This is a genomic window from Acinetobacter sp. LMB-5 (genome assembly GCF_001541635.1).
Classification (GTDB): Bacteria; Pseudomonadota; Gammaproteobacteria; order Pseudomonadales; family Moraxellaceae; genus Acinetobacter; species Acinetobacter pittii.
On record NZ_LRDR01000004.1, the window covers coordinates 118,530 to 132,335 of the forward strand.

Consider the following 13,806-nt stretch of genomic DNA (forward strand, 5'->3'; position numbering starts at 1 on the left):
CCGATTTTTATTTAGTTTGATGTGATTATGTCGATTCGTCAATTTCAAGCACAACGTATGCAAGCGCCTCGCGATTTTACCCCAATTGAAAATACCCCAATTTGTGTAGAAATTGGAGCGGGCAAGGGTAAACATGCTTTGCTTTTTAGCGGGCAACAGCCGCAGCACACATTGTATGCAATTGAACGAACCCGAGAAAAATTCTTGGCAATGCAAAAACAGCACGGTCTGGAACCAAGAGATAATTTAATTCCTGTACATGCAGATGCTTTACCGTGGGTGGTACATGCACTACATCCTGCTCAAGTTGAACATTTCTTTATTCTCTATCCAAACCCAGAACCCCATAATCCAGCACAGCGCTGGTTGAATATGCCATTTTTTGAGTTCTTAATCTCTCGCCTGCAAACAGGTGGAACCATTACTTTGGCAAGTAATATTCCTGAATATATTGAAGAAGCTGAACAACAATTAATTAATGTCTGGAAGCTGCCTTACCAAAAAGAAAAAATTGCTCAAACATCTGCGCGTACTCATTTTGAAATTAAGTATTTAGAACGCGGAGAACTTTGCCAACAGTTTGTGATCACTAAACCTGAAGGTTACAGCACACGTTTTGATGAGTTTGCCCCATTACAAGGTCAAGTGCATGGCGAATAAGCGGGTTGCCATTATTGGCGCGGGTCCGGCTGGTTTAATGGCAGCTGAGGTGTTGAGCCAGTATGCTTATGATATTGATGTATACGAGCAGAAACCTTCAGCTGCGCGTAAGTTTCTGATGGCAGGTAAAACAGGGTTAAATATCTCGCATGCTGAACCTTTAGTGCAGTTTATTGAGCGCTATGACCATGCAGAATGGCTCAAACCGTGGGTGGAAAAATGGGATGCAGTCTGGATTCAAAGCTGGATGAAAAGTCTTGGAATTGAATCTTATGTGGGGACCTCAGGTCGTATTTTTCCTGTCGAAATGAAAGCGGCTCCTTTACTCCGTGCTTGGCTAAAACGCTTGGCAGAACAGCAGGTTAAATTCTTTTATCGTCATCGTTGTATTAATTTACAAGGCACAACGGTAACTTTAGAAAACCAAAATAATCAAAGCACTGAAACCTTTACTCAGCAATACGATGCGGTCGTGTTGGCTTGTGGGGCTGTGTCTTGGTCACAATTAGGTAGTGATGGTGCATGGCAGCAATGGATGGATCAATCCAATATTGAACCTTTCCAGCCAAGTAATGCAGGTGTACTTCACACTTGGTCAGCTTTTATGGAAAGCTGTTTTGGTGAACCTTTAAAACGTATCAATGCATGGGTTGATCCTAGCCAGATTACTCATGGCGATATTGTGATTACTCACTATGGTTTAGAAAGTGGTGTTATTTATAAACTCGGACGTGCTTTACGAGAGCAGCAAAAACAAGGGCAAAGCTTAAATTTATTTTTAGATTTATTGCCTGATGTAGAGTTGTCACAGTTAGTTAAAAAATTACAAGTTAGCAAAAAACAATCGCTCACCAATATCTGGCGTAAAGCAGGCTTAGACACAGCCAAGATTAACTTAATTCGAGAAGTGGTCGATAAAGCACTATGGAACCAACCAGAGGCTATGGCTCAGCAAATTAAAGCACTTCAAATTAAGTTAGATGGCTTTAGACCCATCGAAGAAGCGATTAGTTGTGCGGGAGGCATTAAGCAAGAAGCGCTATCCGAAAGTTTAAATCTCAAACAAATGTCAGGTGTATTTTGCTGCGGTGAAATGCTGGATTGGGATGCGCCTACAGGCGGTTATTTGCTTACGGCATGCTTTGCTACAGGGCGAGCAGCTGGCGAAGGTGTGCATTCATTTTTAAAGAAATAACAGCTTATTGGGTGCTATGTTTGATATGTGAAAAGTGCTATTTTTGAGCGATCAATAATAATAGGAGCCGGAATAACATGTCTCAAGCATCACCAGTCTATCAGGGAAGTTGTTTATGTCAGGAGATTCGCTATGAAATTAAGGGCGATATCGGAGATATTATTCAGTGTCACTGTCAAAGATGCCGAAAAGCCAATGGAACAGCATTTGCAACGAATGCTCCTATCAACAGTGCAGATTTTAAAATTACCCAAGGTGAAAACCTTGTCAAAAAATTTGCTGTGAACGGTGTATATCGTTGGTTCTGTAGCGAATGTGGTTCACCGCTTATTAGTTCTCGTGATGCGCAGCCTGAATTATATCGCTTAAGAATTGGGACACTTGATACACCACTAGACCAAAAGCCGACAATGCATATTTTTGCTGCTTCTAAGGCGGAATGGGAATGTATTCAGGATGATTTACCACAATTTGCTGAACGTCCATGATTTTAAAAAGTATGTTTAAATCAAATTCAAGATGATCTAATATACTTAAAACAGGGAGATGGCATTCCTCCCTTGAAAAACCGCCATATTGGCTAATGATGCCTACGTTACCCTCATGTATTTATATCGCTGGGTACGTAGGTTATTGCGTACTCTGCTTATTTTTGGAGTACGCTGTGTCATATTTCCCTTCATTATTTTTTGCTCTTTTAGCGTCTATCTAAAGGGGTGGTCCTATGTATTACTCTCTACTTTCAATTGCTTTAGGCTCAGTTCTAGGGGCATGGTTGCGTTGGTTTTTAGGTTTAAAACTCAACCCGATTTACCCGCAAATTCCACTGGGTACAGTGACTGTTAATTTAGTGGGCGGCTTTATTATTGGTTTTGCAATTGCCTATTTTGCTCAAAGTGATTTAAGTCCGAACTATAAGCTTTTTATGATTACTGGTTTTTGTGGAGCTTTAACTACCTTTTCAACGTTCTCGATTGAGATCGTCACTTTATTACAAAGCGGTAAGTTGGGAATGGCCATGTTGGGGATTTCCATCCATTTAATTGGGTCGTTAATTTTTACGTGTTTGGGTTTGGCGACTTATCATTGGGTGGCAGGACATTGATTTTTTATATTTAAGAATTGACCATGATTTCAAGTTGTGAGAGCTCATCGAAGTTGAGTGTTGGGTAGGAGTTTCACGACGGAGTCTTATCGTTGAGTTATCTAATGGAAGCAGCTAATTAAGTTACTTTGGTTTTGCCCAAAGTAACCAAAGGCATCTGTCATTCGCAGAACCTGTTCACTGAATCCATTTATCTTATGCTTTGCAAAAACGATCTTTTATTGACACCACGCAGGCTGCGAATGACGTTATCGCGTATCGAATGTAAGAGGCTAATAAACTAATTAAGAAAAATAAGGCATTTACTATCGTGACAGACGGCATGGATGCCGTCGTTTCGCTGTGCTACATGGATGTAGCATCAGCGTAACAAAGGGTTTTGTCACTTTTGCCCTCAAAAGTGAGGCATTGCCTATTAATAGGCTTTAGAAAATCTCATAATTTGAGGCTGTGCTAAAAAAATGATTAAGCTTTTTTAGTTAAAGCCTGACCTTCAAACTTCACACCATCCCAACCATTTTGCATAAACTGACGAATATTTTGATGATCAGTTCCTTCTGGGGTAGCTAATACAGATGCGTAGTGTTCTGCAAATAAACTCAAAGTTTGTGCTTGGTCTAAACCTTGTAGCTTGGCAAAAGAGAAAACTTTTGCACTGCCTTGATTTTCAGTAGCAGCGTTATGCTGTGCACCATTTTGAAAAGCCGTTGGAGTATGTTGGTAACGTGCCTCAATATGAGCTAAAACGTCTGAAAATTTTGCTGTGCCTGCTTGTAATTGGGCAAGTAACTCTTGTGCCATAATTTTAAACTTCCTATCAAATGGGGCTTAAGCATAGCATTGAATACATGCTTTGAAAGCTTGGCAATTATAAAAATTGAGGAGTTATTGAAAAAAATCAGAAGAGTTTTTAGACAACTTGTGGATAAGTTTTCTTTTATACACAGTTTAAAAATGATGAAAAAATACACATAAAAAAAGAAGCCTAAGTGGAGGAGATAGTCTTAGGCTTCCAATGATTTAAGTGTATTGGTCAAATCTTAACGCAAGATTAACTCTTACGATTAAAGCGAGCGAAGCGTTTATTGAAGCTCGCTACACGGCCTTCGTTACTTGCTTGACGTACTTCACCTGTGTAGAAAGGGTGTGATGCACTTGAAATATCAAGAGTGACATAAGGGTAGACTTTCCCTTGATATTCTTTGGTTTGTTTAGACTGAACAGTACTACCAATTAAGAAGTATACGTCTGCATTGGTGTCATGAAATAACACTTGTTGATAAGCAGGATGAATATCTTTACGCATGAGAGATTGTCCTAAATTATTTTTGATTAAAGAAATGTTATAACATAACAATTAAAAAGTCAATGTAACCCATAAAAGGCTACACTGATCAGTAAATTAAGTTAGTTAGAAGGTGGAACAAGCTCTTCAAATAGATCGTTTAGATTGTCATGAACTTTTAAGTGAATCAGGTTCCAGTAATGTCCTGAAATGGTTCTGTTGACCATTAAAGTATCTGGTGATGGTTTGAAAACATCCCAATACTTCAAAGATTTTTTCACAAGTAACATGCCATCATGATGTGATGAGTTCTCTGCAAAATTACAAGTGGTGGTAAGCGGACGTAATAATACTTCAATCCAGAGTTTATATAGATCACTCGGGAATTTGCCTTTTTCAGCAAGTGAATGTAGTTCAAATAATTCTGTTTCGATTAGCTCAATATTTTCATGGCGAGCTGCATTTACTAAGCGTTTAAAGTGCTGCACGATTTCATTTGAGAGCGTTTTAACACTGCCATAGTCATAAATAATGACACTGCCATCTTGGCGAAAAGCAAAGTTACCCGGATGAGGGTCACAGTGAAAACGTTTTAAAAAGAACATTTCCTGACCTAAAGCACGAATCAAGCGGCGTCCAATCGTATTTCGAATTTCAATAGGCCAAGCGCTAGCAGTTTCAATGCTGTCACCTTGTTCGAGACTCAAGGTTAAAATACGTCTTGAAGAGTAATCTTTATAAACGGTCGGGATGATAATTTTGTCATCTAACTGACTATGGAATGTTTTGAAAACTTCAAGGTTTTGAGCTTCGATTTCATAGTTAAGCTCTGCTGACAGACTATCTTGAATCTCTGCAAAAAGCTGATCTTGTAGCTTTTTATCAATTTTAAGTACGCCCATTAAACGAAGTGCCAAACGTACTTGTTTTAAGTCACTTTCACAGGCTTCATCAACACCCGGATATTGCACCTTAACCACGACTTGTTCACCACTTGGCAAGACAGCTTTGTGAACTTGACCAATTGAAGCAGCTGCAAAAGGTTCTTGATCAAAAGATTTAAAGGCAACATTCAGCGGCTTTCCAAGCTCACGTTCAACTTGTTGTTGAATAGCAGCAAAGGGCATAGGTGGAGCTTGGCGCTGTAACTTAGAAATTGCTTTAGCGACCTCGGGTGGAAAAATATCTTTATATTGCGAAGCAATTTGGCCGACTTTCATGACGGCACCTTTCATTTCACCTAAGGTATCGGCAATTTGCAAACCAATATCCTGAAATAACTTGGTTTTTGAAGCCAGCTTTTGCTCTTCGTCTGCGGTCAAGTTTCGAATCGAGTTAGAAACGGTTTTCGTTGCAATGCTCGCGGTCATTCCTGCAAGTTTCATAAATCGTTTGCCGGGTGAACTTGCATTCTTTGCCATATCTTCGATACCTCATTGACTACAACATAATATTGCCTAGTTTTGATCATAGGTGACAAAGCTTAAAAAGCCTATATGAAATTGTTTATCTCATGTAAGAAAATTTTCGAAAAACAAAATGTTATTTTTATAGTAAAAAATATGAAAAGCTTGTGAAAATCCATTTCATAAACAAAGCTTTAATATCTATAAAGTGCCTGTTTTTTTGGTGGTAATGTGAATGGCAGGTTAAATAAGAAATAGAGACAATAAAAGTTATGACAAGTTTAAGTTCAGCCCATGGGCGGTCTCAGGCGGTTCCTTTATCTGTGTTTGAGCAGTCAAAAGATGCGCATATTATTCGTTCTGATGAAGAGGCAATTGAGCTTGCCAAACAACTTGCTCAAGAGTTTGCACAAGAAGCATCTGAGCGAGACAAAGAGCGCCGTTTACCTCTAAACGAAATTCAACAGTTCTCACAAAGTGGCTTATGGGCTATTACGGTTCCCAAGCAATTTGGTGGTGCCCAAGTTAAATATCGAACCTTAGCTGAGGTCATCAAAACAATTGCGAGTGTTGACCCATCTCTTGCACAGCTTCCTCAAAATCACTTGGCTTTTATTGAACATTTACGTCTTGATGCAGGCCCAGAACAACAACAGTTCTTCTTTAATTTAGTGTTGAGAGGAATTCGTTTTGGCAATGCTTTTTCGGAAAAACATAGCAAAACGGTGGCTGACCTCACTACCACATTAAAAAAGACCGAGCATGGTTATGAAATTAATGGGAAGAAGTTTTTTGCAACTGGCGCATTACTGGCACATTGGGTTCCAATTGTCGCTGTAAATGAACAGGGGCAGCCTTATGCGGCGCTAGTTCCTCGGGAAACTTCAGGGGTTAATATTATTAATGACTGGTCTGGTTTCGGACAAAGAACCACAGCCAGTGGTACCGTTGAACTTAATCAGGTTCCAGTACGTGAAGAATATCTAATTCCGATTTATCAGGCTTTCGAACGTCCTACTCCAGCAGGTGCAATTTCACAATTTATTCAAGCTGCTGTCGATGCTGGTATTGCACGTGGTGCAATTGAAGAAACAATTCACTATGTCAAAAATTATAGCCGCGCATGGGTCGACTCAGGTTTGGAAAAAGCGAGTGATGATCCATATACGATTGCAAATATTGGTGATTTAAAAATTAAGCTGCGTGCAGCAGAAGCGGTATTAGATTTAGCAGGAGATGCGATCGATCAAGCAATTGCTGACACGACAGAAGAGCATGTAAACCAAGCGACATTACTGGTTGCTGAAGCAAAAGTACTCACTACAGAAGTTGCAATTTTAGCAGCGAATAAGCTTTTTGAATTGTCGGGAACACGATCGACCTTGTCTGAGCTTAATTTGGACCGTCATTGGCGTAATGCTCGCACTCACACTTTGCATGATCCAGTGCGTTGGAAATATCACATTGTCGGTAATTACTACCTCAATGGCATCCATCCACCTCGTCATGCATGGAGCTAAAGTGAATAAAAAATAAGATTAGGAGAAAAAAGATGACGATTACCCAAATTGAATTAGAAGAACTGTCTGTAGGCGCCGATTATGAAAAGGTCGCAAGTAGATTTCGCCCAGTTTTTGAAAAAATTGCCCAAGGTGCAATTCAGCGAGAAAAAGAACGAATCTTGCCTTTTGAACCGATTCAGTGGTTAAAAGAACTCAAGTTAGGTGCGGTACGTGTTCCGGTTAAATATGGTGGAGATGGGGTGTCATTACCGCAACTTTTCCAGCTTTTAGCAGAATTGGCACAAGCAGACTCGAATATTGTGCAAGCTTTGCGTGGACACTTCGCTTTTGTCGAAGACCGCTTAGTTGCCCATAAAGAGCACTCACAAGAGGTCTGGTTTCAGCGTTTTGTACAGGGTGATTTAGTTGGGAATGCATGGACCGAAGTTGGAAATGTGCAAATCGGTGATGTCGTTACACGAGTAACCAAAGATGCTTCGGGTAACTTGGTAGTGAATGGTGAAAAATACTATTCAACGGGAAGTATCTTTGCAGACTGGATCGATTTATTTGCTTACGATGAAGTGAATGACCGTCATGTGATCGCTGCTATTTATCGCCATGAAGCTGGGGTAAGTGTGATTGATGATTGGGATGGCTTTGGTCAAAAGACAACGGGCAGTGGTACTTTAAAAGTACATCAGGTGCATTTGCCAGCCTCGCACCTTATTCCATTTGACCAGCGTTTTAAATATCAAACTGCTTTTTATCAGGTTGTCCACCTTGCAACTTTAACGGGTATTGCACATGCGGCAGTAGAAACTTTTAGTCAGGAGATACGTGAGCGAAAACGTATTTTTAGTCATGGTAATGGCGATCTTGTTCGTCACGATCCACAAGTTTTACAGGTGGTGGGTAAAGCCTCTGCTCAAGCCTATGCAAGTCTAGCAATTACGATTAAAACAGCTGAAGCATTACAAAAGGCTTATGAAAGTCACTTTAGTGAGTTAGAGGTGAAAGAACATCAGTTTAACGTAGATGCAGAGCTTGAGTCGGCGCAAGGGCAGGTGGTGATTTCTAATTTGGTACTCGATTTAACCAGTCAATTATTTAATGCTTTAGGCGCATCGGCAAGTAGTCAGGTCAAACAACTCGACCGTTTCTGGCGTAATGCACGAACGGTGTCTTCACATAATCCGCTCATCTATAAAGAAAAGGTGATTGGAGATTGGGAAGTTAACCGTACAGATTTACCTTTTGTCTGGCAAATTGGAGCAAGCCCGCGGGCAAAGTCTGCATAAAATAAAAAAGCCGATGTTTCATCGGCTTTTTTATTAGGTTTGACTTAAACGTTTGGTATTTAAATAAAGCCTTGAAAGTAATAAAACACAAGCAATGCTTAAACCAATAATTAAGCCTAACCACACGCCAGCTACACCCCAATGGGTATAACGTGCTAAATAAAGTCCGATAGGGAACGCAATCACCCAATACGCCATGAGTGTAATCCACATCGGTGCTTGAGTATCTTGCATACCTCTTAAACAGCCTGCGGCACTCACTTGCAATGCATCCATCAACTGATAACCCATTGCAAACCAGAGTAAATACATGGCAACAGGAACTACATCTATATCTTGAGTATAAACTGAAACAATTTGTTCACGACCTAGAGCAATAAAAGACATGGTCAATAAGGCAAAAAATATTGCTGTGCTCAGACCAATCTTTTGGACTTGGTACATTGAAGCCCAATTCTTTTCACCATAATACGTTCCCACACGAATGGTTAAGGCAATCGCAAGTGAAAGCGGAATCATAAACAGCACAGAGGTGACTGAAATTGCAACTTGATGCGCGGCAATAAAGACTTCACCTAGTGGGCTAAGGACCAAGGCACCTGTACTGAAAATACTCACCTCAAAGAACACGGCTAAACCGATTGGTAGGCCAAGCTGTAAAATTCTTTTTACCCAAGTCAGGTTAATTTTATCGAATCTGCTAAAAATAGACGTGTTTCGATAAGCCGAAGCTTTATAAATATAGCCAGCTAATGTAATTAGCATGAGCCACTGTAAAATGGAGGTTGCAAAGCCACAGCCTGCGCTACCCAAGGCAGGAATTGGTCCTAAGCCATACATAAAGATCATGTTTAGAGGGATTAAAACCACTAAGGCCAGTAAGCTAATGACCGTTACAGGACGTGGGTGGCCTAAAGCCTCAGAATAACCGCGTAGGGCTGCGTACATGGTCACAGCTGGCATACCTAAACCAATCGCATGTAAGAACAAACTTGCTTTAGGCTGTAAGCTCTCTGGTACGCCAAACACATGCAAGAAAAACGGCATAAGCTGCAAAATGAGCATAGCCATTACGCCTAAAATGATGGCGACCCATAAGGATTGACGAACAATGACAGGAATTTGTTCTGTATTTCTTGCGCCCTTTGCTTCAGCGACCAAAGGTGTAGTTGCGATCATAATGCCACTGAACAGGAGCATGACTGGGATCCATAAGCCCACACCTACCGCAATTGCTGCTAAATCGGTTGCAGATAAATGTCCAGCCATAATAGTGTCAATTAATCCAAATCCCGCTTGAGCAAACTGGGTAATTAAAATCGGTAGCATTAAGTGGAAGAGTTGTTTTAATTCAGACCGAAAAGATGTGACATTCGACACAAAAGGTACTCTTTTTAAATATAAAAATGAAGCTAACGTTGCAAAGTGAGTAACACACCGACAAAGATGATCACGCCACCAAGAAACCGTTGCCATGTAACAGGTGTCTTTTCTGTACCCAACCAACCAAAATGATCAAGCAACATTGAAATGACCAATTGCCCAAAAACGACTAGCCCTGTAAAGGTTAAAAAACCAAGTTTAGGTGCAGTATAAATGCTCATGCTAATTGCATAAACCCCAAGAAATCCTCCTGTCCAAAGAAGCCATGGAATATTTGATATTTCACTTAAAGTGGGCTTCTCGGCACTTTGAAAGAAAACCATAACGGCTAAAACAATAGTACCTATGAAAAATGATAATAAAGCTGCCTGCAAGGGTGAGTGTAGTTGCTCGCGCAGTTGAGCATTGATTGCAGTCTGAAAAGCCATGGCAACACCGATTCCCATAGCTAGAGGTAAGATCAGGAAAAGTTGACTAGAGAATTTCATCATTTTTATCAATATTTAAGTATGTTTAAAAACAGTCTAAAGCAATTAAGGTATGTTTTCATAAGCCCATTGATGCAGTCATGTTAAAATAGAAATATTGTGTAAATTGGACCTGCTCCTTGGCCGTATTAAATCCTGCTTCTGTTCCTTTATCTTTATATATCCATATGCCTTGGTGCGTACGTAAATGTCCATATTGTGACTTTAACTCGCATGCTGTACCAGATGGAGCGCTTTCGGCAGAACTCGAGCAAACCTATTTAAAAGCATTGGTGGCCGACTTTGAAACTCAAGTTGAGATGGCTCAGGGACGTTCAATTCACAGCGTATTTATTGGTGGTGGAACGCCTTCACTTATTTCTGCCAAAGGCTATGCGTGGCTGTTTGAACAGCTTAAGTCATTACTCAAATTTGAAGATGGCTGTGAAATCACCCTAGAGGCAAATCCCGGAACACTAGAACATGATCCGTTTGCAGGCTATTTAGACGCAGGTATTAACCGTTTATCGATTGGTGTGCAGACTTTTAATACAGAGCACTTGCAAAAGCTTGGGCGTATTCATTCAGCCAACAATGCTATGGATGCAATTGAGCAGGCACGACAAGCAGGCTTTAAGCGAGTTAATGTCGATTTAATGCATGGTCTACCTGAGCAAACGCTAGAACAAGCGCTTTATGATTTAAAGGTTGCTGTAGAGCATGGCGCGACACATATCAGTTGGTATCAACTTACTATTGAGCCAAACACCGTATTCTTCCGTACTCAACCCGTTTTACCTCAAGATGAAGTGCTAGAAGATATTCAAGAGCAGGGAGAGGCTTATCTAAAAGCCAATGGTTTTATAAATTATGAAGTGTCGGCTTGGCGTAAAGAGCAGCCTTCAGCGCATAATTTAAATTATTGGGAATTTGGTGATTACCTTGCGATTGGTGCAGGGGCACATGGCAAAGTTACACAACCAGATGGTGTGTACCGTTTCCAAAAAACTCGCTTACCGAAAGACTATTTGGCTAAGGTTCCAGCCGAACATTTGCAAATGAAAAAGATTGAGGCAGAAGAGTTACCTTTTGAGTTTATGATGAATACTTTACGTCTAAATGATGGTGTAAAAGCTGAGTTATATGAGCAGCGTACAGGTTTAAGCCTGGATCACTTAAATGAAGCACTCACTTCTCTACGAGCTAGAAAACTACTGGTAGATGATGTTTCCCGTTTAGCCTGTACGGAGCAAGGCCATATTTTCTTAAACTCAGTGCTTGAAGAGTTTTTATAATTAAACAAACTAAAAGCCGCGTCATCAGATGCGGCTTTTTTTATTTTAGCGAGTGGTATAGCCGCCATTTGCAAAAATAGTTTGACCAGTAATCCACCAACCATCGGTCACCAAAAAGCGAACTAATGGCTCAATATCTTCAATTTTGGTGAGTCCACCTAAAGCTGAAGCTGATTTATGGTAAGCGACTGCTTCGGCAGATTCCTGACCATAAAAGAAAGGTGTATCCATTGGGCCAGGTGCAACAGCAGTCACAGAAATCTGCCGATTACCAAATTCTTTTGATGCAGCGCGAGTGTAATGTTCAACAGGTGCTTTTAAACCTTCATAGGTTGAATAGAGTCCAGTATAGGCTGCAAGAAGAGAAGTCACGATTGAACAAATCTTTCCACTATCATTTAAATGACGACCCGCCGATTGAATAAAGAAATAGGCAATTTTTGAGTTGATATCGCTCATGCTATCAAACTCTTGCTCTGTGGTCTCTAAAAAAGATTTCTTTAAAACCTTTCCAACTGTATTGATCGCAATATCAATTCCGCCAAAATGCTGTTTAGTATCTAAGAACAGCTTTTCGATATTATCAATATCCGTTAGGTCTGCCTGAATTAAAACGGCATCTACACCGAATGCTCTTACATCTGCGAGCGTCTGTTCAGCATCTGCTTGAGTTTCAGCGCTATTGTAGTGAATCGCGATTTTTGCGCCTTGTTCTGCAAATTTACGGCTAATCAGTCCACCTAAGTTTTTTGCGCCGCCTGTAATCAATACAACTTTATCTTTAAGAGTATGAGCTGCCATGATGGTTGTTCCTATGATGACTTGTTTTAATGTGTTTTTAGTCTAGATTGGCGGTAATTTTTGATCAATTATGCTAGTTTGGTTTAACTATTCAAAAAATACGAACAATTAAATGGATCGGTTTCAGCAATTTTTTATTTTTACAGAAGTCGCTAAGCGACAAAGCTTTAGTGAAGTGGCAAATCAGCTTGATTTACCTCGCTCGACAGTAACGAGCGCAATTCAACAGCTAGAAACTCACTATGGGGTACGCTTATTTCATCGTACTACGCGTAAAGTCAGTCTTACCCAAGATGGACAACGAATATTACCTGAATGTCAAAATCTATTATTTGATTATGAACAGCTCGAACAGCTTATACAGGCACAAAAACAGCATTACCGTGGCACGCTAAAAATTTCAATGCCCAGCCGAATCGTACACCAAGTGATTATTCCTGAACTTCCCGATTTTTATAGTCGCTATCCAGATATCCATTTACAACTTCATAGCTCTGATGACATCACTGACTTAATCGAGAAAGGAATCGATTGTGTTGTTCGGGTGGGGCAGCTAGATAATAGTAGTTTAATTGCGAAGTTCGTTGGTAACTTGATTATGGTGAACTGTGCAAGTGCTGACTATTTAGAACAGTACGGTATTCCTGAACAATTAGAAGATCTATCTCAACACAAACTCATTAACTATGCGGGAGCCGTAGGAGAAAAACAGGGCGTATTTTTATATCAAGATGGAGCTGTGATGATGGATAGTGCTTTAAGCGTAAATAATACGGAAGCCTATATTGCAGCGGCTATTGCAGGTTTGGGAATTATTCAACTTCCATACTACGATGTTCAGGATAAAATCGAGCAGGGAACTTTAGTTGAAGTACTAAGTGCCTATACCGCTCAATCACTTCCACTTAATATTTTATATCCGAATAGAAGTTATATTCCTAAACGTTTGGAAATCTTTATGGAATGGGCTAGGGATGTTCTATATAAGAAGTGCATCGTCATCTTTTAGTCATAAAACTAAAATACATTAACAATAAAAAAAGCCTCTCGAACTGAGAGGCTTTTTAGAATTTGGTGGGTCGTCCGCGACTCGAACGCGGGACCAACGGATTAAAAGTCCGCTGCTCTACCAACTGAGCTAACGACCCAAATAGGTTCAAAACAGATAAGTGGTGGGTCGTCCGCGACTCGAACGCGGGACCAACGGATTAAAAGTCCGCTGCTCTACCAACTGAGCTAACGACCCTGAACAAACATTCAAATATCATTTGAATGTGAAGTGCAAGATAACTAAAAGTTTTCTAACACCACCTTTGTTTTGATGTCGCGTATTTTAGCAAGTTATTCAACTAACACAAGAGGAAATTTAAAAACATTTGCATGATTGCCTATAAAAAGCACGATTT

Annotated in this window: 14 protein-coding genes, 2 tRNA genes and 1 riboswitch; of the genes, 8 read left to right on the forward strand and 8 right to left on the reverse strand. The window is 40.2% G+C overall.

Annotation, left to right across the window (positions count from 1 at the left end):
• Nucleotides 1-21: 21 nt before the first annotated feature.
• The 4 genes from AW165_RS05785 (at nt 22) to crcB (ending at nt 2,960) form a co-directional block, all read left to right on the forward strand.
• Entirely contained in the window at nt 22-660 is a 639-nt protein-coding gene (locus tag AW165_RS05785) for an SAM-dependent methyltransferase (RefSeq protein ID WP_081410558.1), read from the forward strand.
• Complete coding sequence (locus AW165_RS05790) at nt 650-1,855, forward strand: TIGR03862 family flavoprotein (RefSeq protein ID WP_060465215.1); 1,206 nt, start codon at nt 650-652, stop codon at nt 1,853-1,855. Before AW165_RS05785 ends, AW165_RS05790 begins: the two co-directional genes overlap by 11 nt.
• Before the next feature lie 77 nt (nt 1,856-1,932).
• Entirely contained in the window at nt 1,933-2,343 is a 411-nt protein-coding gene (locus AW165_RS05795) for a GFA family protein (protein WP_060465216.1), read from the forward strand.
• Between the two features lie 45 nt (nt 2,344-2,388).
• Nucleotides 2,389-2,455: riboswitch (Fluoride riboswitch) on the forward strand.
• Between the two features lie 124 nt (nt 2,456-2,579).
• The gene (gene crcB / locus AW165_RS05800; protein WP_060465217.1) at nt 2,580-2,960 is read left to right on the forward strand and encodes a fluoride efflux transporter CrcB; all 381 of its coding nucleotides are present in this window, start codon (nt 2,580-2,582) and stop codon (nt 2,958-2,960) included.
• Nucleotides 2,961-3,425: 465 nt separating this feature from the next.
• On the opposite strand, the gene AW165_RS05805 is transcribed toward crcB, so the two are convergent.
• The 3 genes from AW165_RS05805 to AW165_RS05815 all read right to left on the reverse strand — a co-directional run bounded on the left by AW165_RS05805 (nt 3,426) and on the right by AW165_RS05815 (nt 5,666).
• Entirely contained in the window at nt 3,426-3,761 is a 336-nt protein-coding gene (locus tag AW165_RS05805) for a HopJ type III effector protein (RefSeq protein ID WP_060465218.1), read from the reverse strand.
• Nucleotides 3,762-4,011: 250 nt separating this feature from the next.
• Entirely contained in the window at nt 4,012-4,266 is a 255-nt protein-coding gene (locus tag AW165_RS05810) for a type B 50S ribosomal protein L31 (protein ID WP_060465219.1), read from the reverse strand.
• Between the two features lie 101 nt (nt 4,267-4,367).
• Nucleotides 4,368-5,666, reverse strand: coding sequence for an ABC1 kinase family protein (locus tag AW165_RS05815; protein WP_060465220.1), 1,299 nt, complete (start codon nt 5,664-5,666; stop codon nt 4,368-4,370).
• A 257-nt stretch (nt 5,667-5,923) separates the two neighbouring features.
• Here AW165_RS05815 and AW165_RS05820 point away from each other — a divergent pair, with 257 nt between their 5' ends.
• Nucleotides 5,924-7,171, forward strand: coding sequence for an SfnB family sulfur acquisition oxidoreductase (locus AW165_RS05820; protein ID WP_060465221.1), 1,248 nt, complete (start codon nt 5,924-5,926; stop codon nt 7,169-7,171).
• Nucleotides 7,172-7,203: 32 nt separating this feature from the next.
• Nucleotides 7,204-8,454 carry an acyl-CoA dehydrogenase family protein gene (locus AW165_RS05825; protein WP_060465222.1) on the forward strand — a complete coding sequence of 417 codons (1,251 nt, stop codon included), beginning with the start codon at nt 7,204-7,206 and terminating at the stop codon, nt 8,452-8,454.
• Between the two features lie 33 nt (nt 8,455-8,487).
• On the opposite strand, the gene abeM is transcribed toward AW165_RS05825, so the two are convergent.
• Both abeM and AW165_RS05835 read right to left on the reverse strand, forming a co-directional pair.
• The gene (abeM, locus tag AW165_RS05830) at nt 8,488-9,834 is read right to left on the reverse strand and encodes a multidrug efflux MATE transporter AbeM (protein WP_060465223.1); all 1,347 of its coding nucleotides are present in this window, start codon (nt 9,832-9,834) and stop codon (nt 8,488-8,490) included.
• Nucleotides 9,835-9,866: 32 nt separating this feature from the next.
• Nucleotides 9,867-10,328: a DMT family transporter gene (locus AW165_RS05835; protein ID WP_060465224.1), complete on the reverse strand. Its 462-nt coding sequence runs from the start codon at nt 10,326-10,328 to the stop codon at nt 9,867-9,869.
• 116 nt (nt 10,329-10,444) lie between these two features.
• On the opposite strand from AW165_RS05835, the gene hemW reads away from it, so the two are divergent.
• A complete protein-coding gene (hemW, locus tag AW165_RS05840; protein ID WP_060465225.1) occupies nt 10,445-11,599 on the forward strand; it encodes a radical SAM family heme chaperone HemW in 1,155 nt (384 codons plus the stop codon).
• Nucleotides 11,600-11,644: 45 nt separating this feature from the next.
• Here hemW and AW165_RS05845 read toward each other — a convergent pair whose 3' ends face one another.
• Nucleotides 11,645-12,400: an SDR family oxidoreductase gene (locus AW165_RS05845; RefSeq protein ID WP_060465226.1), complete on the reverse strand. Its 756-nt coding sequence runs from the start codon at nt 12,398-12,400 to the stop codon at nt 11,645-11,647.
• Nucleotides 12,401-12,512: 112 nt separating this feature from the next.
• On the opposite strand from AW165_RS05845, the gene AW165_RS05850 reads away from it, so the two are divergent.
• Nucleotides 12,513-13,409, forward strand: a complete 897-nt coding sequence (locus AW165_RS05850) for a LysR family transcriptional regulator (protein WP_060465227.1) — start codon at nt 12,513-12,515, stop codon at nt 13,407-13,409.
• Between the two features lie 63 nt (nt 13,410-13,472).
• On the opposite strand, the gene AW165_RS05855 is transcribed toward AW165_RS05850, so the two are convergent.
• A tRNA-Lys gene (locus tag AW165_RS05855) sits at nt 13,473-13,548 on the reverse strand.
• Between the two features lie 22 nt (nt 13,549-13,570).
• Nucleotides 13,571-13,646 (reverse strand) — tRNA-Lys (locus AW165_RS05860).
• Between the last annotated feature and the right edge of the window lie 160 nt (nt 13,647-13,806).

Excerpts from the sequence above, each read along its gene's own strand:
- AW165_RS05790 (WP_060465215.1), top strand. The coding sequence starts at position 650 with ATGGCGAATAAGCGGGTTGCCATTATTGGCGCGGGTCCGGCTGGTTTA.
- AW165_RS05795 (WP_060465216.1), top strand. The coding sequence starts at position 1,933 with ATGTCTCAAGCATCACCAGTCTATCAGGGAAGTTGTTTATGTCAGGAG.
- crcB (WP_060465217.1), top strand. The coding sequence starts at position 2,580 with ATGTATTACTCTCTACTTTCAATTGCTTTAGGCTCAGTTCTAGGGGCA.
- AW165_RS05805 (WP_060465218.1), bottom strand. The coding sequence starts at position 3,761 with ATGGCACAAGAGTTACTTGCCCAATTACAAGCAGGCACAGCAAAATTT.
- AW165_RS05810 (WP_060465219.1), bottom strand. The coding sequence starts at position 4,266 with ATGCGTAAAGATATTCATCCTGCTTATCAACAAGTGTTATTTCATGAC.
- AW165_RS05815 (WP_060465220.1), bottom strand. The coding sequence starts at position 5,666 with ATGGCAAAGAATGCAAGTTCACCCGGCAAACGATTTATGAAACTTGCA.
- AW165_RS05820 (WP_060465221.1), top strand. The coding sequence starts at position 5,924 with ATGACAAGTTTAAGTTCAGCCCATGGGCGGTCTCAGGCGGTTCCTTTA.
- AW165_RS05825 (WP_060465222.1), top strand. The coding sequence starts at position 7,204 with ATGACGATTACCCAAATTGAATTAGAAGAACTGTCTGTAGGCGCCGAT.
- AW165_RS05835 (WP_060465224.1), bottom strand. The coding sequence starts at position 10,328 with ATGATGAAATTCTCTAGTCAACTTTTCCTGATCTTACCTCTAGCTATG.
- AW165_RS05845 (WP_060465226.1), bottom strand. The coding sequence starts at position 12,400 with ATGGCAGCTCATACTCTTAAAGATAAAGTTGTATTGATTACAGGCGGC.
- AW165_RS05850 (WP_060465227.1), top strand. The coding sequence starts at position 12,513 with ATGGATCGGTTTCAGCAATTTTTTATTTTTACAGAAGTCGCTAAGCGA.